Origin of the sequence: Anaerovorax odorimutans, from assembly GCF_024459955.1 — a bacterium.
In the GTDB taxonomy this organism is placed as follows: Bacteria; Bacillota; Clostridia; order Peptostreptococcales; family Anaerovoracaceae; genus Hominibacterium; species Hominibacterium odorimutans_A.
In genome coordinates this window covers 1-22,139 of record NZ_JANFXK010000011.1, presented here as the reverse complement: position 1 = coordinate 22,139, position 22,139 = coordinate 1, and the positions used below count along the sequence as shown (strand labels likewise).

The window sequence follows — 22,139 nt, the reverse complement described above, 5'->3', positions numbered from 1 at the left end:
GCGGATGAAAACGAAGAAGATAATAGGCGTGGTGATACTCTGCTTTCTCATCGGGGCGGGTATCGTGATCCAGGCGAAGATGACGGATGGCGAGCGTCTGTATGTTTCCCAGAAAACAGTAGAGGATTATAAGGCGCAGATACAGGCTGAAAAGGAAGCCCTTTCCGATGTTAAAAAGCTCACTGCGCAGGCCAGGGATAATCTGGCCCTGTACAGCAAGGAAAACGGAAAGAAAATGCTCAGGGCCCTGAAAAAGGATCTGCTGAAAAACAGCATGGCAGCGGGAACAAAGACCGTCCGGGGCGAAGGCGTTGTAATCACGGTGGACGACGGTACCGATCCGATAAAGGACGGGGGAGAGGTGAGCAGTCTTCTGGTCCACGATAACGATATCCTGCGGATTATCAATGAGCTGAAAGCCGCCGGCGCTGAGGCTGTTTCAGTCAACGGGCAGCGGATCATCGACACCACCTCCGTATCCTGTGCCGGTTATACGGTGAGAATCAACGGGACTACTTATGCCAGGCCCTTTGTCATCCGCGCCATCGGCGACAGCACCAGGATGACAGACCGGCTCATCGGCGCCTACGGATACGGAAAAGAACTCCAGGAATGGGGCGTGCAATTCAAGATCCAGTCCGCTGCCGGCATCGAGATTGCCGGGTATGACAAAACACCGAAATTCCTTTACATGAAAGAACAGAAAGGGGACTGATAATTTGATTATCGCAATGACCATCGCGCTGATTCTGGGCCTCATCTGCGGATTCGCGCTGAATGTTACCTATCCGACGGAGTATTCCTTTTACATTACCATGGCCCTGCTGGCGGCGATGGATTCCCTGGTGGGAGCCATACGCGCGGATCTGGAAGAAAAGTACGATACGACGATTTTCGTCTCCGGCTTCGCAACCAACGCTCTTTTGGCCGGAGTGCTGACTTTTGTAGGCGATAAACTGGGAATTCCCCTCTATTACGCGGCCATCTTTGTCTTCGGCGGAAGGCTTTTTAACAATCTGGCTGCCATCAGAAGGATCATCATTCAGAGATATCGGGATAGAAAACAGCGGAAATTGTAGATTTTTTACGGTAAAAAAGTGGTATTTTAATTGGAAAAACAGGTGCATAGGGCGTTTCTTTATGCTATAATGAACGCAAGGCTTTTTTACGGTATTGCCTTTTGCCTGGGGTTTTTGCCCGGCAAAACGGACAGCGAAGCGGAGCATAGGAGAGAGTTTGGGCGGACGATGCCGTAAGATGCGTTCATTGCACCGCAAATTCCTATGGGGCAGTACCGCTAAGTATTGAGGTTTGTGGTATAATGAATTGTAAGTTGTATAAAAAAAGTATGGGAGGTAGTTTCTGATGTTACAATTTGAGATGAACGAGTCAACTCCGGCAAAAATAAAAGTAGTTGGTGTCGGCGGCGGCGGATGTAACGCAGTGAATAGAATGATAGATGCAGGCATGCAGGGCGTGGCCTACATAGCAATAAATACGGACAAGCAGGCTCTGGCCCGCTGTAAAGCGGAGACCAAGCTGCAGATCGGTGAAAAACTGACGAAAGGACTGGGAGCAGGCGGCAATCCTGAGATCGGACAAAAGTCCGCAGAAGAAAATCTGGAAGACCTGTCCAAGTTCATAACCGGGGCCGATATGGTATTCATCACAGCAGGCATGGGCGGCGGCACGGGAACCGGAGCGGCGCCTATCGTAGCCAAGGTTGCCAAGGACATGGGTATCCTGACCGTAGGCGTAGTGACCAAGCCATTTACCTTTGAAGGCAAGAAGCGCGGCGAACACGCGGAACTGGGAATCAAATTCCTGAAAAAATACGTGGATTCACTGGTAATCGTTCCCAACGACAAGCTTCTTGAAACCGTTGAAGAAAACACCTCCCTTCTGGAAGCCTTTGATATGGCTGACGAAGTTCTCAAACAGGGCATACAGGGTATTTCCGAACTGATTATCGACGATGCTCTCATCAACCTGGACTTTGCGGACGTAACGACCGTTATGAAGGACAGAGGCGTAGCTCATATGGGCGTAGGAAAGGGTTCCGGAGAGAACCGGGTTTCCGACGCTGTCAAGGACGCCATCGAGAGCCCGCTTCTTGAGACCAGCATCGATGGAGCCAAAGCCGTACTTATCAATGTTACCGGCGGATACGATCTGGGAATGCTGGAAGCCAACGAGGCGGCCAGTGAGATCGAAAAGGCTGCCGATAACAATGCGATTATCATATTCGGCGCGGCCATCAAAGAAGACATCAAGGACGAAATCTATATCACCGTAATCGCCACAGGATTTGAAAGCAGACCCAGTGCCGATCTTTTAGGAAACGACCTGATGCCAGAGACTGCCGGCGAGGAGAAGAAGGAGAGCGATGTCAATACCACAAGCTCCATCCTGGATGAAAAGAATGAAAAAGAAAGAGGCAGCTTGATTGATAACGACTTTAAAATCCCGCCCTTCTTATCATCAAAGTAGAACCAATTCTGTATAAAAGGAAGAGCCGGTGATGAACCGGCTTTTCTTCATAAAAAAAGTATGAAGAAAATAACATCAAAAGACAATCAAATATTCAGACTGTGCGGCAGGCTGACCCTGAGAAAATACCGGGATCAGGAAGGGCTCTATCTGGTGGAAGGCGAAAAGCTGGTCAGAGAAGCTCTTGCCACAGGACAGAACGTGAAGACGATTATCATATCGGAAGAATGCGGTATCCCGCCCGCTTTTTCCGCCGATACGGTCTTTATGGAGGGCAGGCTTTTTTCAAAGCTTGCCCAGACCAAGACGACTCAGGGAATCCTGGCAATCGTAGAAAAGCGGGAACTGACCGAAGAAGATTTCCTGAAAAAGACAGATCGCAAATCAGGCAATGTGGTCCTTTTGGACCGGCTGCAGGACCCCGGCAACATCGGGACTATCATCAGGACCGCAGACGCGGCCGGATACAGCGGTGTTATGACCATCAAAGGCACAGCGGATCTTTATTCTTCTAAGATCGTTCGGGCCGCCGCGGGTTCTCTGTTTCGAATGCCCGTATTTGCGGCGGATTCGCCAGAGCAGGCCGTTTCCGTTTTGGAAAGGGCGGGAAAGACGATCCTTGCCACGGGGTTTGATACGGACCTGTACTATTATGATATAGATATGAAGAGAAATATCGGTTTGATCATCGGCAACGAAGGAAACGGGATATCAACCGAGCTGATGGCGATGGCGCACCGAATCATTAAGATACCAATGGACGGCGATATCGACTCCCTCAATGCTTCCGTAGCTGCGGGAATCCTGATGTACGAGTCCATGAGATAGATAACAGACTATATTTTGGAGAGGTAAAAACATATGCAAACGCAATTAAACAAAATTTTGCAGGAGGCAAAAGAGCAGTTAGAAAAGGCAAAGACACTGGCCGAAACGGATGAGATCCGGGTAAAGGTTCTGGGAAAAAAGGGCCAGCTGACTGAAATACTCAAAGGCATGAAAAAACTTCCGCCGGAAGAGAAAAAAGAACTGGGGCAGGCTGCCAATAAAGTGAGAAATGAAGTAGAAAACCTGTTGGAAGAAAAGTTCGCGCAGGTAAAAGCCGCCGCAAAAGAAGCGCAGTTTAAACTGGAAAAGATCGATGTGACCGAGCCGGGCGAAGACATGAGCCTGGGAGTAAAGCATCCGATCACAATTACCATTGAAGAAATATCTGATATCTTTATGTCCATGGGCTACTCCATAGCCGAGGGCCCGCAGGTGGAGAGCGTATTCAACGCGTTCGACGCCCTCAATTCTCCTAAGAATCACCCCTCGAGAGATGTGACGGATACTTTCTATATTGCAAAAGATACGGTCCTGAGACCCCATACTTCTTCCGTGCAGATCCGGACTCTGATGAGTCAGAAACCGCCAATCAAGATCATCGCGCCGGGAAGATGCTTCCGCTGTGATACGCCGGACGCCACCCATTCGCCGATGTTCCACCAGGTTGAAGGCCTTATCGTGGACGAAGGCATCACCATGGCTGACTTAAAAGGTACGCTGGACAGCATGGCAAAACAGCTCTTCGGATCATCCACAAGGACCAAGTTCAGACCGCATCATTTCCCATTTACAGAACCGAGCGCGGAGATGGACGTTTCCTGTTTCAAATGCGGCGGAAAGGGCTGCCGTATCTGTAAAGGCAGCGGCTGGATCGAGATCCTGGGCTGCGGAATGGTACACCCCAACGTGCTGGCGGTAGGCGGCATTGACACGGAGAAATATACCGGGTTCGCCTTTGGTATGGGTGTGGAAAGAATTGCAATGTTAAAGTATGGCGTTGATGATATCCGTCTTTTCTATGAAAATGACATGCGTTTCATCAACCAGTTCAAATAGGAGGTGCCGTAGATGTTAGTTCCAATCGAGTGGCTGAAAGATTATACGGATATTGATATAGATACAAAGGAATTCTGCGACCGCATGATTATGTCAGGTTCCAATCTGGAAACCTGTGAATATTTCTGCGAGGAAATGGAAAACGTGGTAGTAGGCAGGATTGAAAAGATAGAAAAACACCCGGATGCCGACAAGCTGGTGGTGTGCATGATTAACGTGGGCAGGGATGAACCCGTTCAGATCGTTACCGGCGCTCCCAATGTGTTCGAAGGAGCTTATGTTCCGGTGGCGCTCCACAAGAGCCGGATTCCGGGACCGCTCCACGGAAAAGAAAAAGAAGAGGGCGGCACCAAGATCACCAAGGGCAAGCTGAGAGGCGTGGAGTCCTTTGGTATGCTTTGCTCCGCCGGAGAGCTGGGATTTGACGATAAAGTCGTTCCCGTAGCCCATAAAGACGGTATCTGGATCCTGGAAGAGGAATATCCGCTGGGCCAGGACTTTGCCGAGGCTCTGGGACTGAAACAGGCGGTAGTGGATTTTGAAATTACGCCAAACCGTCCGGACTGCCTGTCCATGGTGGGTATGGCCAGGGAAGCGGCCGCTACCTTCGGAGGCAGCCTGAACTACCCGGATACGGCCTGCGTCAGTGAGACAGACAAGCAGGCGAAGGATTTTATTCAGGTTGAGATCAAAGAGCCGGAGCTGTGCAGACGGTACGCCGCCAGAATCGTAACCGATGTGAAGATCGGCCAGTCGCCGTGGTGGCTGCAGAAAAGACTGATGTACGCGGGAATGCGCCCGATCAATAATATTGTAGATATTACCAACTTTGTTATGCTGGAATTCGGGCAGCCGATTCATGCTTTTGACATCCGCCAGATCGCGGACAATAAGATCGTGGTAGAACGGGCTGCAGAGGGAGAGACCTTCACCACGCTGGACAACACGGAGCGGACTCTTACCGAAGATATGCTGCTGATTAAAGACGGGCAGCGGGGCGTAGCCATTGCCGGTGTCATGGGCGGACTCAATTCCGAAATCGAAGCCGACACTACGACTATCCTGGTGGAATCGGCCAACTTCAACGGAGACAGCGTGCGGGCCACTTCGAAAAAACTCGGCCTGAGAACGGAAGCCTCCTCCAGATTTGAGAAGGGCATCGACCCCAATCTGTGTCAGGCTGCCGCTGACCGTGTATGCAGGCTGATCGAAATCCTGGGCTGCGGTAAAGTAGCATCGGGAACGGTGGATGTTTATCCGAAAGAATTCACGGCGCCTGTGATCGACGTGCGGGTAAGCCGTATCAATAGTGTGCTGGGAACCGACCTTTCGCGGGAAGAAATGGTTTCCATCTTTGAAAGCCTGGAAATGAAGGTGGAAGGCAATGGAGAAGTCATGAAGGTGACTCCGCCGACCATCCGTCAGGACCTGCTGACAGAAGTGGATTTCGTTGAGGAAGTTGCCAGAATGTATGGCTACGATAAGCTTCCGGTGACGATTCCCAAAGGCAACTCAGAAGCAGGAAAATCAAAGGAGCGCACTCTGGTGGATCTGGCCAGGGATACTCTGTGCGCGCTGGGAGCAAACGAGGTGCAGACCTACTCCTTCGTGAGTCCCAGGGGCGTGGATGACGTGCGCATTGACGAAGATTCCTGGGAGAGAGCGTTCGTAAAGATAACCAATCCGCTGGGAGAGGAAAACTCAGTGATGAGGACGATCCTGACTCCCAACATGCTGGAAGTTCTGGCGCGGAACTATTCGAGAAATATCGAAAGCGTTCGTGCTTTTGAAATCGGCAGCACCTTCATGGAGAACATCATTGATCCTGAAAAACTGCCGGATGAGCAGACGGGCCTGTGCATCGGTATGTACGGCAAAGATACGGATTTCTTTACCCTCAAAGGAATGGTTACGGAAATGCTGAAGATTCTGGGCGTTAAAGAGGTGACCTTTACAGCGGAAAGCGAATACGGCGTATATCATCCGGGCCGCTGCGCCAGAATATCCGTAGGCGACGAGGAACTGGGCATTATGGGGGAAATTTACCCGGATGTCGCTGAGAAATTCGGAATCGGCACGCGGGCATACGTCTGCGAACTGTTCTTTGATTCCGTGATTCGCCGCGCCGATATTGAAAAGGCTTACCAGCCTCTGCCAAAATACCCTGCAACATCAAGAGACATTGCACTGCTGGTGGATGAAGAAATCCAAGTAGGTGATATAGAAAGCATTATCAAGGAACAAGGCAAAACGATTCTGGAGAAGGTACAGCTGTTTGACGTTTACAGAGGCAAACAGGTGGCCGAAGGAAAGAAGAGCGTAGCTTTTGCGCTGACCTACAGAGATAAAAACAAAACCCTGACTGATGAAGATGTAGCAAAAGTTCATGACAAGGTCCTTGAAGCGCTAAAAGAAAAAGTCAATGCAGTACTAAGGGAAATTTAAGGGGAGGTACGCTGTGGAAAGCAACAAAGTAAGTGTAAAGATCTACGGACAGGAGTATGTGATATCCGGTGAAAAGCCCAGGGAGCAGATCGTGAAAGTGGCTGCTTATGTGGATAACCAGATGCACGAGATTGCCAGTGCGGCACCATCCTGCTCTGTTACCGACCTGGCAGTTTTATCGGCGGTCAATATTGCCGATGAAAGTTTTGTAAGCAGGGATGAGGTTGAAGAACTGAAAAAGCTCAATGTCCAGCTGGAAAAGGATGCGCAGCATTATGTTCAGCTGTGGGACGAATCCAAAAAGAATTTTCTCCAGTACAAGGAGGAAAACCAGGGTGTTGCGAATCAGCGTGACGAGATGACTCGAAAGGTCGCGGCAAAAGAACGCGAGATCCAGGAGCTCAAGATGGCGGCTGAAAAACTGCAGGACGAGCTGCAGAAGGCGGCACAGCAGACTTTGGAGGAAGCCAAAAAGAAAGCTCAGGAGGCCATCGAAGAGGCCGAGGCAAAATGTAAAGAGCTTGAAAACAGTTTCTTTGACCTTCAGATGGAAAATCTTCAGCTGAAAAAAGAGCTGGAGACGTACAGACGAAATATGGAATAAAGGAAACAAATGAAAACAAAATCGATCAATGTTTTAGAATATAACAAGATCAAGGCAAAACTAGAGGAGCAGGCCGGCTCTGAAATGGCTAAGAAAATCATTTCAGAGCTTGTGCCTTTTCATGACGTGCCCGTAATACGGGACATGCTTGCGGAAACCACAGAAGCGGTGAAACTGATCGTCCACAAAGGACCGTTGCCGCTCGGTGGTTTTTATGATATTGAGGACAGTCTGCACCGGGCCCGCAAAGGCGGCAGTCTGACGATGAAACAGCTGCTGCAGGTACTCTATAACCTGGCGCTGGCCAGACGTGTGATTACCTTTCTTAAGAGCGACCTTCCTCCTTTGCCGATCATTGAGAGCATTGCGGAAGTGATCGCAGTGCATAAAAAACTGGAGGACGAGATTGACCGCTGTATCCTTTCGGAAGACGAGATGGCCGATAATGCCAGCCCGGAACTGAAAAATATCCGCAGATCCATTCTGCGGCAGAACGACGCCCTGAAGGCGAGGATCAATCAGATCATCAATTCCTCCGACAATAAGACGCTTTTGCAGGACTCCATCGTTACGGTCCGGGACGGTCGTTATGTGATCCCGGTCAAAGCCGAACACCGCGGGCGGTTTCCGGGAATCGTTCACGATCAGAGCGCTACCGGCGCTACGGTGTTTATTGAGCCCCAGGTGATCGTCAATCTCAACAACGAGCTGCGTCAGCTGGAGCTGCAGGAAAAGGCTGAGATTGAGCGAATTCTGGCGGAGCTTACGGAACAGGTCTCCGAGCATTACCACGATCTGCTCAACAACCAGAAGCTGCTGGTACAGCTGGATGTGATTATGGCCAAAGGAAAACTTTCTGTCCTGCAGCACGGAGAAGAACCGTCAGTCAGTCAGGGCGGCGAGCTGGTTCTGAAAGAAGCCAGACATCCGCTCATTGATGTAAAAAAAGTAGTGCCGATCAATGTTGCGATTGGCAATGCGTATAATACACTGGTTATAACAGGGCCCAATACGGGAGGAAAGACCGTTACCTTAAAAACCGTAGGCCTGCTGTCGATGATGGCGCAGACGGGGCTGCATATCCCGGCGGCCAGCGGCAGCAGAATTCCGGTCTTTCGGGAAATCTTCGCTGATATCGGCGACGAACAGAGCATTGAACAGAGCCTGTCCACCTTTTCTTCCCACATGACCAACATCGTGGACATCGTAGCCAACGCGGGCGAGGACTGCTTGGTGCTGGTGGACGAACTGGGCGCGGGAACCGACCCCACAGAGGGCGCGGCTCTTGCCATTTCCATTTTGGAAAGCCTCTATGAAAAAGGGGCCAAAACCATTGCCACCACCCACTACACGGAGCTGAAAAAATACGCCATTTCCACAGATGGCGTTGAAAACGCTTCCATGGAGTTCGATGTGGAGACGCTGAGCCCCACCTACCGGCTGGCTATCGGAGTACCGGGCAAATCCAATGCCTTTGAGATATCCAAAAAGCTGGGACTGCCTGAGGCGATTATCGAAAAATCCAGGAGGCTCTTGGATGGAGGCGATATCCAGTTCGAGGAAGTCATTTCCAAACTGGAAGCCGACCGAAAAGCCGCCGAGGAAGAGCGGGATGAGGCTGTCATGCTCAACATCGCCATGAAAAAGCAGAAGGAAGAGCTGGACAAACAGGCGAAAAAGCTGGAAGAACAGAAGACAAAGATACTCAACCAGGCCAAAGCGGAGGCCAGACAGATCATTCAGGAAGCCAGGGACGTTTCCCAGGAGGTTCAGGAAGAGCTGCGGGAGCTGACGAAGCTGGAGAGCCTGGGACAGAGAAATAAAAAATTTGATGAAAACCGAAAGCGAATTAAAGACGCCGCCGGTAAATACAGAGAAAAGGTCATCCGTGAAGTCAACGACAATCCGGTGGCTCCCGAAGATCTGAAGCTGGGAGACCGGGTCAAGGTATTAAGCCTGGATCAAAAAGGAGAAATCGTATCGCTGCCGGATGACAAAGGGGAACTGACCGTACAGGTGGGAATTCTCAAGGCAAAGGTCAAGCTGGATGATATCATGCTTATCGAAGGCGGCGCTCTGGATATCAACCGGCCGAAAAAGGTCAAAAAGAATTACGGTAATATGTATAAGAACAAAGCGCAGAATATTTCCATTTCCATTGACGTGCGGGGAAAGAACCTGGACGATGCCAGCATGGATGTGGACAAATACCTGGACGATGCCACGATGGCGGGGCTGAAAGAAGTGACTGTGATCCACGGCCGGGGCGAAGGCATCCTCAAGAAAGGACTGCAGGACATGATGCGCGGTCACAGACATGTAAAAGGCTTTCGCAAGGGAAAATTCGATGAAGGCGGGGACGGCGTTACGGTCGTGTCCCTGAAATAGAGGTGGCGGTATGTATATCATCAGTGCCTGTCTGCTGGGCGAAAACTGCAAATATAACGGAGGAAACAATCGCTGTCAGTGGGTCGTGGATTTCGCGCGCACCCATAGCCATATACCGGTGTGCCCGGAGACTCAGGCGGGACTTCCCGCGCCGCGGCCGCCGGCGGAGATCCGCGGCAGTAAGGTTGTGGACAGCGAGGGAAAGGATCTGACAGAAGCCTTTGACCGCGGAGCCAGAGCGTGTTATGAGCTGGCAAAGAAGGCTGCCGCAGATGCCGGCGAGCCCATCGAAGGGGCTATTCTCAAGGCCAAGAGCCCTTCCTGCGGCAAAGGGCGGATTTATGACGGAACATTTTCAGACAGACTGACAAAGGGAGACGGATACCTGGCCAGGCTGCTGAAAAAAGATCAGATAGATATTATTACGGAAAAGGAGAATCCAGAAAATGATTAACTACAAAGAAAAGATTGCACAGCTTTTGAGCACGGCTGTGGAAGGTCTTACGACCGAAGAACTGCAGAATATGGTGGAAGTTCCCGCCGATGGAAAAATGGGAGACTATGCGTTTCCGTGTTTCCGTCTGGCTAAGGTCCTGCGTAAGGCCCCGCCGATGATTGCTAAGGACATTGCGGAAAAGATAAAGGACGATCCGATCTTTGCGAAGGTAGAACCGGTAAACGCTTACGTGAATATGTTCCTTTCCAGAGATGTCTATGTAAAGGACACTCTGGGTGAAGTGATTGAAAAGGACGATGATTTTGGACGCAGCGATATGGGTCAGGGTAAGACTGTCATTGTGGAATATTCTTCCCCTAATATTGCCAAGCCGTTCCATATCGGCCATATCAGAAGTACGGTAATCGGTAATTCCATCTACAAAATCTACGATTTTCTGGGCTATGACACAGTGCGCATCAACCATCTGGGCGACTACGGAACCCAGTTCGGAAAGATGATCTGCGCTTACAGAAGATGGGGAAACAAGGAAGACGTTATCAACGAACCGATCAAGACGCTCCTTTCCTATTATACCAAGTTCCACGTGGAAGTTGAAAACGACCCGAGCCTGGACCAGGAAGCCAGAGACATCTTTACCAGACTGGAAAAGGGCGAACCGGAAGAAGTGGAGCTGTGGCAGTGGTTCCGGGACGAGAGTCTGAAGGAATTCACCCGCGTATACGATATGCTGGGTATTGAATTCGACTCCTATGCCGGTGAGAGCTTCTATTCCGACAAGATGCCCCGCTTCGTACAGGAGCTGAAGGACGCGGGTCTGCTTAAGGAATCCGAAGGCGCTCAGATTGTAGATCTGGAGGAATACGGCATGTCGCCGGCTCTGATTACCAAATCCGACGGTTCTACTTTGTATATCACCAGAGATATCGCGGCTGCCGTTTACAGAAAAGAGCACTACGATTTCTATAAAAACATCTATGTGGTAGCTTCCCAGCAGAATCTGCATTTCCAGCAGTGGATCAAGATTGTAGAGCTTCTCGGTTATGACTGGGCTCAGGACTGCGTGCATATTCCGTTTGGCCTTGTGAGCCTGGAAGACGGAACCATGTCCACCAGAGAAGGCAGAGTCGTATTCCTGGAGGATGTTCTCAACAGAGCGGTAGACCAAACCAGAGAGATCATTAAGGAAAAGAACGTAAATACGGACAGCATCGATGAGACCGCTAAAATGGTCGGCATCGGAGCCGTTATGTTCCAGGAGCTTTCCAACAACCGGATCAAGGATTACGTGTTCTCCTGGGATAAAGTCCTCAACTTTGAAGGCGAGACCGGACCCTATGTTCAGTACACCCACGCCAGAGCGGCCAGCGTACTGAGAAAAGCAGGTGAGGAGGTAGTTTCCAGGGCCAAGGCCGGAGACGTGGACACCAGCTATATCACGGGTGACAGCGCCTATGATCTGGCGAGGCTGATCTATGCCTTCCCGGCAGCAGTCAAAGAAGCGGGAGACAAATATGAACCTTCCATCGTAACAAGGCATATTGTGAATATAGCGCAGGCTTTCAACCGTTTCTATCACGACGAACACGTTCTGGTGGATAATGAAGCGGAGAAGATCGCGAAGGTCGCTTTGGTCATTGCGGCCAAGAACACCATTAAAAACGGACTTGGGCTTTTGGGCATCCAGGCTCCGGAGAAAATGTAAGGAGAGCAGAATTTCATGAGATATGAAGGAAATATTTTCAGACCGCCAAGTGAAGCGTACAGTCTGATCGTCCAGGTGACCATCGGCTGTTCCCATAATAAGTGTACCTTCTGCAGCATGTACAAGGACAAAAAATTCCGGGTGAGAAATCCGGAGGAAGTGCTGGAAGATCTGGATATGGCCCGTCAGCGTTACCGGCGGGTAGAACGGATCTTTTTGGCCGACGGCGATGCCCTGGTACTGAGCAATGCTAAACTGCTGCGTATTTTAAACCATATCCACAAGCTGTTCCCCGAATGTGAACGGGTAACGGTATACGGTTCTCCCAAGGATGTGCTTCATAAAACGCCGGAAGAGCTGAAAGAGCTCTATGAAAACGGCGTGAGCATCATCTACATCGGAGCCGAATCCGGCAGCGACAAGGTGCTGACGGATATCTGCAAGGGTGCTACAAGAGCGGAGATCATCGAGGCCGTACAGAAAATTGAAGCCTCCGGCATCAAAGCTTCCGTAACCTTCATCTCCGGAATGGGAGGAAGGGACGGCTGGGAGGATCACGCGATCCAGACAGGAACCATGATCAGCGAAATGGAGCCTTCCTATGTGGGTCTGCTCACTCTCATGGTAGAGCCGGACGTTCCGCTGCAGAAAGATCTGCGTTCAGGAAAATTCCAGCTGCTTACCGCAGAAGAGGTTGTGGCCGAGACGCTGCTCATGCTGAAGAATATTGATGTGAAAAAGAAATGCGTATTCCGAAGCAATCACGCATCCAACTATGTATCCCTGAGAGGCGATCTGCCGCAGGATAAAGAAAAGATGATCGGGCTTCTGAGGCGCGCTATGCAGGATCACAACATGCTCAAGGATGAACGGTTCCGTATGCTGTAACGAAAGGAACTCCATGAAGGTACTTTTGACCACACTGAATTCAAAATATGTACATTCCAATCTGGCGCTTAAATATCTGTACGCGGCGGGAAAAGAAGCCTGCGGCAGTTTAGAGCTCAGGGAGTTTACCATCAATAACAGCAGAGACTATATCTTTACGGAGCTGGTGACGGCGGACTGCGACGCGGTCTGCTTTTCCTGCTACATATGGAACATTGAAAAGATACTGGAACTGGCGGCGGATCTGAAAAAGGCCCGTCCCCGGGTTTCCATCCTTTTGGGCGGACCGGAGGTCAGCTATGACGCGGAGCAGCTTCTGCGGGAGCATTCCTTCGTAGATTTTATTCTCACCGGTGAGGGAGAAGTTTCCTTTCCTCAGTGGTGTGAAGCTTTTGAAAAGGGGATTTCCTACGAGCGGGCAGCGGGTCTTGTGTATCGGGACGAAGACACGATTTCTGTCAATCAGGGATCGCCGCAGCCTGTGGATTTCACAGCGGTTTCCTTTCCTTATGAAAATTTCCCCTATGAAACGGACCGTGTCATTTACTATGAGTCTTCCCGGGGCTGTCCCTTTAATTGCAGCTACTGCATATCGTCGCTGGACAAGCGGGTTCGCAGTCTGCCCACGGAGCGGGTAAAACGGGAATTGGATTGCTTCCTGGATAAAGGAATCCGGCAGGTAAAGTTTCTGGACAGAACCTTCAACTGGGAAAAAGAGCGGACGCTGGATATTTTTCGCCATCTGATCGCCAGGGATAACGGGAGCACCAACTTTCACTTTGAAATCTGCGCCGATCTGCTGGACGATGAAATGCTGGCGGTTTTGCGCGGAGCTAGGAAGGGTCTTTTTCAGTTTGAGATCGGAATACAGTCAACCAATCCTGAGACGCTCAGGGCAGTCAGAAGGTCGGGCGATGTGGGCAAGGTTCTGGAAAATGTGAGCAGGCTTGTGGAACTGGGAAACAGTCACATCCATGTGGACCTGATCGCCGGGCTCCCATATGAGGACTACCGGACCTTCCGTCATTCCTTCAACGATGTGTATGCTCTGGGAGCGGACAACCTCCAGCTGGGTTTCCTCAAGCTTCTGAAAGGCACCGCCATCAGAAGGGATGGGGAAAAATACGGCTATACATATATGAGCAAAGCGCCGTATCAAATCATTTCCAATCAATTTATTTCCGCTCAGGAGATATGCCGACTGAAGCAGATTGAAACAGTTCTCGATCTCTACTACAACCGGGGAGGTTTTGAGCTTACTCTCGCTAGTGCGGCGCGGGAGCTTGCGGATACGCCTTTTGATTTTTATGAAAAGCTGGCGGAGCATTATTATTCGCAGGGATTTCAGCATCGATCCCATAAAAAGGAAGACCTCTATCGAATCCTTCTCCAGTTCTTTGAGGCGTTGGGACGCAGCAGCCGATTTCTGCCGATGCTGGAGATGGATTTGGAACGAACGATGAATTTCGACGCAGTTAAAAAATTTAAAAGAAAGGGATGGACAATCCTTTAGGTGAAAAATATGGCAGAACAAAAGAAAAAAACGCTGGCCCAGACGATGGGCATTACAAGGACCGTTATCCGAGACCCTTCCGAGGCGGATATTCAGCTCAGAGAGGATCGTATCGGGCGGTATTTCAAAAAATATCTGAGCAAGTTTGTGTTTGATGAATTTTCACCGAAATTTATCGAGGAATCAAAAGCGGGCGACCTGTTGAAAGGGGTGCCGATTCCGCTGCGGAAAAAGGATCTGAAAGCCTTTGACGGCGGGGAGGGGCTGCCGATGCTGGTGATCGCGGAGAACATGGCCTGGGTCATGGGCTGCGATCCCCATTTCAAACATACCAGGGATTATGTGGCGATCCTCGGCAGGCTTTATAATTACAAGCTGTACGAGGGGATGATGAAGGAAGGCCGCGATGCCGCGGAGCGGGGCGCTATGGATGACGCCTGTATCCATTTTCGGGCGGCGCTGTGCATGAAACCGGATTATCTCCATGCGATGTACAGCTATGCCAGAGCCTGCAGGGCCATGTATCAGAACAGCCACAATGAAGAATATGTGGGACGTTTTAAGGCGGAGGCCCTGGACTTTTTCGAACTTACCACGGAAACCCATCCGCGTTTCGCACAGGCATATTATTATTTGGGATACGCTTATCTCAATATGGGTCTATACATCAAGGCGGATCTTACCTGGGCGGAATTTCTCCGGTTCAGCAGGAACGGTCCCGATAAAAAGGAAATCCGCAAGCGCAGGCAGCAGCTGCAGGGTCCAATCCAGATCGAGAGCGGCTATAACGATGTTTTAGCCGGCCGCTATGAAGAGGGCCGGGAAAAGCTGGAGCCTTTCTTAAACAGCCAGTTTAATACCTGGTGGCCGCTGCATTATTACTTGGGCGTGGCCTATGAAATGACCGGCAAAAAGAGCGAGGCGGTTGCAAGCTTTAAAAAGGTTCTGACCATGAATGCCAGCCATATTGAAACCATGCAGGAATTGGTGGACATTTATACTCAGTCGGGCGACCGGGAAAACCGGCGCAAATACGAGAAGAAGATTGAGCTGGTGAAGAAAACCCTTGAGGAAGATCAAAAGGCTTTCAAGGAAGAGATTGCCAGGGAAGATAAGGAGCTGCAGGAAAAAGAACCGACGGAGCAGAAACCGGAATTTATCGAAGAAATAAAGGTGGTTTCCCGAGAGAAAGAGCCGGACAGGAAAAAGATTAAAAGGCTGGATCGTAAGGAAAAGTAGAGAGGAGAACGGTAACGTGAGCGGTAAGGAAATCAGTCAGGTTGGTAAGGGAAAGGTAGTTGTTTATATTGTTATCCGAGTGTTGGTGGTAGCAGTAATGATCGCGCAGATCTTCAACCATAATTGGGATAATGTGTTCACCTGCGCGCTGACGCTGATCCTTTTACTTTTGCCGTCGTTTTTATCCAGCAAACTGCACATTGTGCTGCCCAACACTCTGGAGATCATCATCATCTGCTTTATCTTTGCCGCGGAGATTCTGGGTGAGGTGAAGGAGTATTACGTGCTCTTTGACCGCTGGGACGACATGCTGCACACCTTGAACGGGTTTTTGGCCGCTGCCATAGGGTTTGCCATGATCGATATACTGAACCGGCACGAGAAGGTCGCTATAAACCTCTCACCGGCCTTTGTAGCTCTGGTAGCCTTCTGTTTTTCCATGACCATCGGCGTGCTGTGGGAGTTTTTCGAATGCTCGATGGATATGTTCTTCGGCAAGGACATGCAAAAAGACACTTGGCTCACGGCTTTCAATTCCGTAGCTCTCAATCCTGACGGCGCCAACGTGCCGGTCCATGTGGATGTGGAAAGCGTGGTGGTGAACGGACAGACCTGGGACAAATATCTGGATATCGGACTTTACGATACTATGCACGACCTCTTCGTAAACTTCTTGGGCGCAGTGACTTTTTCCGTATTCGGACTCATCTATATAAAAAACAGAGGCAAGGGATTTGCCGCAAGATTTATTCCTACGTTAAAGAAGGATAAGGATCAGAAGGAAAAGCCCTCGAAAACGGCATAACAAATTGGGAAACAGGGCTTTGGACAGAATGGTCCGGGGCCTGTTTCCGTCAAGCGGTGCCAGATTAAAATGAAGAATATAAAATTTTCGTGAATAAATACGGGAACCCTGCATATTCTAATAGAGTCGGCAAATTGCAGGGGTATAAAGTATTTTTTATGGAAAGTATAAATTCCTTTAAAAAATTGTTGACACATGCGGGTATACTATTGTATAATACTACTTGTCGCCGGAAGAAGCGGCAAAATGTTCCAAGGTAGCTCAATGGTGGAGCAACCGGCTGTTAACCGGTAGGCTGTGGGTTCGAGCCCCACCCTTGGAGCCAACTTTTGAACATTCGGGGAACGGCTCCCGAAGTATTTGCCGAAGTGGTGGAATTGGCAGACACGCGGGACTTAAAATCCCGTGATCCTTACCGATCGTACCGGTTCGACCCCGGTCTTCGGCACCAACTTAATTTAATAATTGATATCGCGGGGTGGAGCAGCTGGTAGCTCGTCGGGCTCATAACCCGGAGGCCGCAGGTTCGAATCCTGTCCCCGCAACCAAATGAACGCCGGAACGCTGTTATTGCAACGTTCCGGTTTATTTTTTATCTATTCTTTTTAGTCTCGTTTAGTTCCCTGAAATACCCCAAAAACCCTATTTGTTTTTTGCGAAAGTGGCTAAAAAGTGGCTAAATTTTTCGTGTAGTCAGGCAGCGTTTCTACGGCTCCCTGGCGGTCTTCGGTGTTGATGTTGATGTAATATTTCTGGGTGACTTCCACGCTCTTGTGCCCCATTAACTTACTGACCACTTCGATGCGGACGCCCTGGCGGCAGAGGTTCGTCCCGAAAGTCGCCCGGTAGGCATGAAACTTTTTCGGCGTGATCAGTTGCTTTCCTTTTTCGTCCGTGATGCGGTTATAAAAACGCTGCAAGGACCTGCGGGCGTTTTGATACTCCAATAGGCTGCCTGTCTTCGTGGTGAAGACAAAATCGGTTTTGTACTTATTGCGCTCCATTTCTCTCTCATGCCATTCACGATGCAGCTCCAGCTCTCTGGCCACCATAGGGTGAATAGGGATGGAACGGTAGGAATCGTGTTTTGGAGGAATCAGCTTCCCATATTTATATTGGCGGTCTATGTATAGCTGGCCATCTCGAAAATCGCTATATTTTATGGCAAACTCTTCGGAGATCCGCAGGCCGGTTGCCACGCACAGTATGATGAAAAACCGCAGCCGATAACCTTCTATATGCTCCATGATTGTCTCCAGCTCCCAATCTTCCCAGATTTCCACCTCTTCTTTCAACGAGGCCAGCTCCGTAGCAGGAACCGTTTTCCTGGTGCCGTCCTGGATTTTCTTTGCTTCTTTTGTGGGGATCACAATGCCGGCCATGAGGTTCTGACAATACCCGGCCCTCGACAAGTATTTAAAAAGCAGCACCATGAATTTATTGACCGACTTCATGGCGGACTGTGTGCATGTTAGACGGTTATAAAAGAGCTGGATGTCCTCAGCTGTCATGTCGGCCAGAATCATCCCGCAGAGCTTAAAATCCTTGGCTATGTGGTTTTTATATGCGCTGGTATAAAGTTTCACCGTTCCTTCGGAGTAGCTGGTGTCAACCGCGAAGACTTGCTCCGCGAAAAACTTGGCAAAGTCTCCGAATGGCGCGCGGCCGTCTTTCTTTTTGCTTTTGTTTTTCTGCTCTTCTTTCCAGATTTCGTATTGCTTTTCCGCGGCCTTTTTGCTGGTGCCGTAGAAGCTTTTTATATCGTCGACCCATTCGCCGTGTTTGTTGAGCTTCTTTCCAACTTTTCTGCGGATGCGGAAATAATCTTTCCCGTTGATTGTACAGTTTGTTTTTCCTGCCATTGTATCATTCCTTTCTGAATTTTGGGTACAAAAATACCAGGGCTTGCAATGCCCCGGCTGTACATGATACAATGTATTTGCGAGATACGTTGCTGTACCATGTACGGCCGTAGGCATTAGCTCCCAGAGATGGGGGCTTTTGTTTTATTAGCTATTCTATTTTGCAATCTTTTATAAGGACATTGCCAAACTTTCCATCACACCGTCCAACAATTGTTATCTTCTGGCCGGGTTTTAGATCCATTACCTTTTTTATTTGTTCATCATCTGAGAAGAAGCATTGTACCGAAGTAAAGGAGTACTCATCATTCACTTTAAAGGTTATGTAAACGTCTTCCATGATATCTTTTCCGATATCATCAATCACGCCGGTTAGCTTCATCATTTTTTCAGCATAAATTTCATCGCCCTTGACCTCATTTTCCTCGTATTTTTCCAAGAGATCACCTGGAGCAATCGTTAAAACTCCTTCGGTTGGTTTGGTCGTTTTCGTTGTCTCAGCAGATGTGTTTTCAGTGGACCCGGTAGGAGAGGTAGTGTCAGCATTATCCAAAGTAGAGCCTACTATTATTGATACGATAAGAACACAGGCTACAATAAACCACCAGCGCTTATGAATTGGTCTTTTATTTTTCGCTCCACAATAAGGACATGCTTTGGCGGACTTGGCGATTCTTTTTCCGCAAGAGTTGCAAAGCTTTGTTTTGTCGTATTTCATCGTGTTTACCTTATCTTGCTTGTAATCATGGCGCTGCTGCTGCGGTTGAACTTTCGAAGCAGGAGGGTCCAACGGTGGGAGTTGAAAATCGTCAAGCAGGGCAGTCAGTTCATCTGGCGAGGGGGAAAGCGGAGTTTCACTTGCTGCTCGCACTGTAGCAGTGATTTCTTTGAAAATTTGCTCCATAATAGCCTGATCGCTTGGATCATACGGAATTTGTACGGCCTCCTCGTCATATATAAATGTAATAGAAGGCGTTTCAGTATTAAGATGCTTGATGCCCTTCATTTTATGATAGAAAAATTCTTTACCGTTGTATGTAACGGAGTCACCAGTAAATATAATCGGCGTCCCTTTTATTTGTAATTCGATTTTATTCATAATATTTTCTCCATTTAAAGCTGCAACTAAGGCTCCCGATCCCTATCAAATATCCCCCTTGCACATCTTCACTACTTCCGCTTTCCGGCCCAAAATTGGTGTCCACATTTCAAGCACGTAACGCGTACTTTTTTTGCACGGAAATTTCCGAGGATTAACCCGATGGGATTGCCTATTACCGAAACTCCGACGACAGCTTTTCCAACACCAAACCCCTTTTTATGAGCAGAAAGACTTGTTGACCCACATTTTGGACAACGAGCTTCATGTATTTGATCGTTATATTGATTTTGCAAAACTCGCCGTTGTAAATCCCTTAGTTCCTGATCCTTTCGTCGGTCTTCCTCATCTTGGACTTTCTGGCTTGTTGGTGTATCTGTCACTGCACTGGATTGGAATGGCTCTTGCCATGTATAGGTAGTCATAGTGCGTTGGCGGGCCCTCTTGTAAAGGAAGAGGCCGATTGCGATTAGAATAAGTCCACCTAAAGCATCAGGATCACCTTCGAGCAAGAGTCCAACGCCTCCTAAAACGCCAAACACGATTAAAATGACACCGAGCACTTTCATTTTCATATTTTTCACCTACTAAAAAATTACAATAATTTTTTTATATCCGTTTCAGCCTCTAAATATAAACAGTTTCTACATTTCGATACCGTTTACTGTAAAAAACTTTCATTGCAAAATAAGAACGTATGTTCTATACTATATTTATCTTCGGCGAACATCCTTCCAGGAGGTGTGGCAAGTGAACAAGGACGAACGAATCGAACTCATTATTGAAATGCTAAATAAAGCTGATGAAAAACAGGTAGAACGGATATTGTACTTCATTAAAGCATTTCTGAAAGACTAGGTAAAACTAGTCTTTTTTATTATATAGCTTTAAAGCCATTTTTTCCAAAGTTACCCAATCCTGTTCATCAAGTTCCATGAGCATCTTTACGAACCGTTTTCTAAATGATTCGTCCGTTTCACTCAATACCGTGCCAGCCCATTCCATTAATTTGTTTTCTGGATCTATTTCAATGAACATTTCGCCTTTACCAGTGCGAAACCACTCTTCGTTTACATTAAATTCTTTGCAAATAAGCGATATTACAGCATCAATAGGTTCATTTCTTCCTATTTCATAATTAGCAATTGTCCCTCTTTTGATATTTAATCGGTTTGCAAATTCTTGCTGTGTTAGCCCGAGTTTTTTTCTTAAAAGTTTAATCTGTGTATCCATTTATTAACTTCACCGCCTTTACCGTCATTGTAATGCAGTAAAGAAAGAATGTCAATACAAAAATGCAACAAAAGCACAAATATGATATTGACATATGCAACAAAAAGACATATAATAGCAACATAAACACAATGAGTCATGCTGAAAAGGAGGTGAAAAGATGGGACAACCAAAAGCCACAGAAGAAAGAGTCATAAAGACTTTTGAAAAGGTACTTCCGGAACTTTCCGAAAGCGAAAGAGAGAAACTGCTTTATTTCGGAGAGGGGATCGCCTTTAAAGCGGCGGAGATTAAGAAGGATGGTAAGCCACAAGAAAAAACCAAGAAAACAGGATAAGGAGGCAAGAAAAATGGAAGAGTTATTGGTCTACACCCCGGAACAAGTCGCAAAAGTGCTTCAAACACGTAAAGGCACCATTTTAGATCAATGCAAGACGGGAATTATGCCCGCCTACAGAGAGGGGGCAAATTGGAAGATTCCGGTTGACTCTCTCAGAGAGTATCTAAAAGATCGAGCAAGGTCGGAAAGCAAAGCAAGGAGAGAGCAAGAAAGGTGAGGGTATGAAAGTTTTAATCGAAGAACTTTTTTTATGGACATGCTTAATCGCAGCAGTAATTTTTATACCCCTATGGCTGACTGGCTGCCTGTACGAGTATGGCGTATAGAGCTGATGGGGCTGGGAGGGAATTGAAAGGAGAGGAAGATGAAACAGTACCTTTACAGAGTTGGAATAGAACACAGGAAGACAAAGGAAAGAACCCACTTACAGGTATGGGCGTCAAACGTTGACGAGGCCACGAACAAGCTTGGAAATTTGTTTGGGTGTGGAGACGAATACAGCTGGATCGGGAGCGGGCCGGTGTACGAGGACAACGAAGCCGTTGCCCGTGAGATTTAGCAGATAAGGAGAAGGAAAATGAAATATTACAACAATGGATTTATGGAACGAATGGGCTATGACCTGTACTGCGACATTGCGATCAATATCGTTGCGCAAAGAGATAAGTTAGGGATTACACAGGAAGAGCTTGCTAAGGCTGCGAAGATCAAACCATCTAGGCTGCAACGGGTTGAAGCGGTTAAGGTAAGACCGAGACTCGAAGAAATCGAAGCGCTGGCAAAGGCGCTTGAGGTAACGACAAACAACCTAATTGGAGCGGAACTGGACAGTCAGGTAGGAGATTGTCTTTATCTGATCTGGCCGGAAGACTTACCCGATTTTAAGTTATATCAGAAAGCGACAAGCAAGCGAATGGCGTTGTTCTTGATGGAGCAAAGGTTAAAGAGGGCAGGTGTTACTCTTTTCGAAACGCCACGAACAAGGGTATTCGTTGAGTTGATTGGCGTACCTGTCACAGACCAAGAATTAAAGGACAAGCTGCCAAAATATAAGGAAGAGCAAGCGCTCGAAGAGGAATAAGGAGGAGTAATATGTTTGATTTAGAAAAGCTTTTGGGAATTGCAGAGAAAGACAGAACAAAAAAGACGAGCATCCGCGGACGCTGGAACGTCAAAAGCAGATGCCC

22 protein-coding genes and 3 tRNA genes are annotated in these 22,139 nt (G+C 48.5%); 21 read left to right on the top strand and 4 right to left on the bottom strand.

Going from position 1 to position 22,139, the window contains the following annotated elements; translation table 11 throughout:
• Window positions 1–4: 4 nt before the first annotated feature.
• The 17 genes from NE619_RS10560 (at window position 5) to NE619_RS10480 (ending at window position 16,966) form a co-directional block, all read left to right on the top strand.
• A complete protein-coding gene (locus tag NE619_RS10560; RefSeq protein ID WP_256132382.1) occupies window positions 5–715 on the top strand; it encodes a DUF881 domain-containing protein in 711 nt (236 codons plus the stop codon).
• A gap of 4 nt (window positions 716–719) precedes the next feature.
• Window positions 720–1,079, top strand: coding sequence for a small basic family protein (locus NE619_RS10555; RefSeq protein ID WP_256132381.1), 360 nt, complete (start codon window positions 720–722; stop codon window positions 1,077–1,079).
• A gap of 286 nt (window positions 1,080–1,365) precedes the next feature.
• Window positions 1,366–2,490 carry a cell division protein FtsZ gene (gene ftsZ / locus NE619_RS10550; protein ID WP_256132380.1) on the top strand — a complete coding sequence of 375 codons (1,125 nt, stop codon included), beginning with the start codon at window positions 1,366–1,368 and terminating at the stop codon, window positions 2,488–2,490.
• Window positions 2,491–2,550: 60 nt separating this feature from the next.
• Complete coding sequence (locus NE619_RS10545; RefSeq protein ID WP_256132379.1) at window positions 2,551–3,318, top strand: TrmH family RNA methyltransferase; 768 nt, start codon at window positions 2,551–2,553, stop codon at window positions 3,316–3,318.
• 33 nt (window positions 3,319–3,351) lie between these two features.
• Entirely contained in the window at window positions 3,352–4,374 is a 1,023-nt protein-coding gene (gene pheS / locus NE619_RS10540) for a phenylalanine--tRNA ligase subunit alpha (protein ID WP_256132378.1), read from the top strand.
• Window positions 4,375–4,386: 12 nt separating this feature from the next.
• Window positions 4,387–6,819, top strand: coding sequence for a phenylalanine--tRNA ligase subunit beta (gene pheT / locus NE619_RS10535; protein ID WP_256132377.1), 2,433 nt, complete (start codon window positions 4,387–4,389; stop codon window positions 6,817–6,819).
• Window positions 6,820–6,832: 13 nt separating this feature from the next.
• Entirely contained in the window at window positions 6,833–7,423 is a 591-nt protein-coding gene (locus tag NE619_RS10530; RefSeq protein ID WP_256132376.1) for a cell division protein ZapA, read from the top strand.
• A gap of 9 nt (window positions 7,424–7,432) precedes the next feature.
• Window positions 7,433–9,811 carry an endonuclease MutS2 gene (locus NE619_RS10525; protein ID WP_256132375.1) on the top strand — a complete coding sequence of 793 codons (2,379 nt, stop codon included), beginning with the start codon at window positions 7,433–7,435 and terminating at the stop codon, window positions 9,809–9,811.
• Window positions 9,812–9,821: 10 nt separating this feature from the next.
• On the top strand, window positions 9,822–10,265 hold the full coding sequence (locus NE619_RS10520) for a DUF523 domain-containing protein (protein WP_256132374.1): 444 nt from the start codon (window positions 9,822–9,824) through the stop codon (window positions 10,263–10,265).
• A complete protein-coding gene (argS, locus tag NE619_RS10515) occupies window positions 10,258–11,973 on the top strand; it encodes an arginine--tRNA ligase (RefSeq protein ID WP_256132373.1) in 1,716 nt (571 codons plus the stop codon). Before NE619_RS10520 ends, argS begins: the two co-directional genes overlap by 8 nt.
• 15 nt (window positions 11,974–11,988) lie before the next feature.
• Entirely contained in the window at window positions 11,989–12,861 is an 873-nt protein-coding gene (locus NE619_RS10510; protein ID WP_256132372.1) for a radical SAM protein, read from the top strand.
• A gap of 13 nt (window positions 12,862–12,874) precedes the next feature.
• On the top strand, window positions 12,875–14,374 hold the full coding sequence (locus NE619_RS10505; protein WP_256132371.1) for a B12-binding domain-containing radical SAM protein: 1,500 nt from the start codon (window positions 12,875–12,877) through the stop codon (window positions 14,372–14,374).
• A 9-nt stretch (window positions 14,375–14,383) separates the two neighbouring features.
• On the top strand, window positions 14,384–15,613 hold the full coding sequence (locus tag NE619_RS10500; RefSeq protein ID WP_256132370.1) for a hypothetical protein: 1,230 nt from the start codon (window positions 14,384–14,386) through the stop codon (window positions 15,611–15,613).
• Between the two features lie 16 nt (window positions 15,614–15,629).
• Window positions 15,630–16,418, top strand: coding sequence for a hypothetical protein (locus tag NE619_RS10495; RefSeq protein WP_256132369.1), 789 nt, complete (start codon window positions 15,630–15,632; stop codon window positions 16,416–16,418).
• A gap of 250 nt (window positions 16,419–16,668) precedes the next feature.
• A tRNA-Asn gene (locus tag NE619_RS10490) sits at window positions 16,669–16,743 on the top strand.
• Between the two features lie 37 nt (window positions 16,744–16,780).
• A tRNA-Leu gene (locus NE619_RS10485) sits at window positions 16,781–16,869 on the top strand.
• 21 nt (window positions 16,870–16,890) lie between these two features.
• Window positions 16,891–16,966: transfer RNA gene (locus NE619_RS10480), tRNA-Met, on the top strand.
• 117 nt (window positions 16,967–17,083) lie between these two features.
• Here NE619_RS10480 and NE619_RS10475 read toward each other — a convergent pair.
• The 4 genes from NE619_RS10475 to NE619_RS10460 form a co-directional block, all read right to left on the bottom strand.
• Entirely contained in the window at window positions 17,084–18,280 is a 1,197-nt protein-coding gene (locus NE619_RS10475; protein ID WP_256132368.1) for a tyrosine-type recombinase/integrase, read from the bottom strand.
• A 151-nt stretch (window positions 18,281–18,431) separates the two neighbouring features.
• Entirely contained in the window at window positions 18,432–19,379 is a 948-nt protein-coding gene (locus NE619_RS10470; protein ID WP_256132367.1) for an OB-fold protein, read from the bottom strand.
• 71 nt (window positions 19,380–19,450) lie between these two features.
• A complete protein-coding gene (locus tag NE619_RS10465; RefSeq protein ID WP_256132366.1) occupies window positions 19,451–19,954 on the bottom strand; it encodes a hypothetical protein in 504 nt (167 codons plus the stop codon).
• Between the two features lie 289 nt (window positions 19,955–20,243).
• The gene (locus NE619_RS10460) at window positions 20,244–20,612 is read right to left on the bottom strand and encodes a helix-turn-helix domain-containing protein (protein WP_256132365.1); all 369 of its coding nucleotides are present in this window, start codon (window positions 20,610–20,612) and stop codon (window positions 20,244–20,246) included.
• A 160-nt stretch (window positions 20,613–20,772) separates the two neighbouring features.
• On the opposite strand from NE619_RS10460, the gene NE619_RS10455 reads away from it, so the two are divergent.
• The 4 genes from NE619_RS10455 to NE619_RS10440 all read left to right on the top strand — a co-directional run bounded on the left by NE619_RS10455 (window position 20,773) and on the right by NE619_RS10440 (window position 22,033).
• Window positions 20,773–20,949, top strand: coding sequence for a hypothetical protein (locus tag NE619_RS10455; RefSeq protein ID WP_256132364.1), 177 nt, complete (start codon window positions 20,773–20,775; stop codon window positions 20,947–20,949).
• A gap of 13 nt (window positions 20,950–20,962) precedes the next feature.
• A complete protein-coding gene (locus NE619_RS10450) occupies window positions 20,963–21,169 on the top strand; it encodes a helix-turn-helix domain-containing protein (protein ID WP_256132363.1) in 207 nt (68 codons plus the stop codon).
• Between the two features lie 147 nt (window positions 21,170–21,316).
• Window positions 21,317–21,511 carry a hypothetical protein gene (locus NE619_RS10445; RefSeq protein ID WP_256132362.1) on the top strand — a complete coding sequence of 65 codons (195 nt, stop codon included), beginning with the start codon at window positions 21,317–21,319 and terminating at the stop codon, window positions 21,509–21,511.
• 18 nt (window positions 21,512–21,529) lie between these two features.
• Window positions 21,530–22,033 carry a helix-turn-helix domain-containing protein gene (locus tag NE619_RS10440; protein ID WP_256132361.1) on the top strand — a complete coding sequence of 168 codons (504 nt, stop codon included), beginning with the start codon at window positions 21,530–21,532 and terminating at the stop codon, window positions 22,031–22,033.
• Window positions 22,034–22,139 lie beyond the last annotated feature (106 nt).

Excerpts from the sequence above, each read along its gene's own strand:
- pheS (WP_256132378.1), top strand. The coding sequence starts at position 3,352 with ATGCAAACGCAATTAAACAAAATTTTGCAGGAGGCAAAAGAGCAGTTA.
- NE619_RS10560 (WP_256132382.1), top strand. The coding sequence starts at position 5 with ATGAAAACGAAGAAGATAATAGGCGTGGTGATACTCTGCTTTCTCATC.
- NE619_RS10475 (WP_256132368.1), bottom strand. The coding sequence starts at position 18,280 with ATGGCAGGAAAAACAAACTGTACAATCAACGGGAAAGATTATTTCCGC.
- NE619_RS10470 (WP_256132367.1), bottom strand. The coding sequence starts at position 19,379 with ATGAATAAAATCGAATTACAAATAAAAGGGACGCCGATTATATTTACT.
- NE619_RS10525 (WP_256132375.1), top strand. The coding sequence starts at position 7,433 with ATGAAAACAAAATCGATCAATGTTTTAGAATATAACAAGATCAAGGCA.
- NE619_RS10500 (WP_256132370.1), top strand. The coding sequence starts at position 14,384 with ATGGCAGAACAAAAGAAAAAAACGCTGGCCCAGACGATGGGCATTACA.
- NE619_RS10520 (WP_256132374.1), top strand. The coding sequence starts at position 9,822 with ATGTATATCATCAGTGCCTGTCTGCTGGGCGAAAACTGCAAATATAAC.
- ftsZ (WP_256132380.1), top strand. The coding sequence starts at position 1,366 with ATGTTACAATTTGAGATGAACGAGTCAACTCCGGCAAAAATAAAAGTA.
- NE619_RS10455 (WP_256132364.1), top strand. The coding sequence starts at position 20,773 with ATGGGACAACCAAAAGCCACAGAAGAAAGAGTCATAAAGACTTTTGAA.
- NE619_RS10510 (WP_256132372.1), top strand. The coding sequence starts at position 11,989 with ATGAGATATGAAGGAAATATTTTCAGACCGCCAAGTGAAGCGTACAGT.
- NE619_RS10450 (WP_256132363.1), top strand. The coding sequence starts at position 20,963 with ATGGAAGAGTTATTGGTCTACACCCCGGAACAAGTCGCAAAAGTGCTT.
- NE619_RS10445 (WP_256132362.1), top strand. The coding sequence starts at position 21,317 with ATGAAACAGTACCTTTACAGAGTTGGAATAGAACACAGGAAGACAAAG.
- NE619_RS10545 (WP_256132379.1), top strand. The coding sequence starts at position 2,551 with ATGAAGAAAATAACATCAAAAGACAATCAAATATTCAGACTGTGCGGC.
- NE619_RS10440 (WP_256132361.1), top strand. The coding sequence starts at position 21,530 with ATGAAATATTACAACAATGGATTTATGGAACGAATGGGCTATGACCTG.
- pheT (WP_256132377.1), top strand. The coding sequence starts at position 4,387 with ATGTTAGTTCCAATCGAGTGGCTGAAAGATTATACGGATATTGATATA.
- NE619_RS10465 (WP_256132366.1), bottom strand. The coding sequence starts at position 19,954 with ATGAAAATGAAAGTGCTCGGTGTCATTTTAATCGTGTTTGGCGTTTTA.
- argS (WP_256132373.1), top strand. The coding sequence starts at position 10,258 with ATGATTAACTACAAAGAAAAGATTGCACAGCTTTTGAGCACGGCTGTG.
- NE619_RS10505 (WP_256132371.1), top strand. The coding sequence starts at position 12,875 with ATGAAGGTACTTTTGACCACACTGAATTCAAAATATGTACATTCCAAT.
- NE619_RS10460 (WP_256132365.1), bottom strand. The coding sequence starts at position 20,612 with ATGGATACACAGATTAAACTTTTAAGAAAAAAACTCGGGCTAACACAG.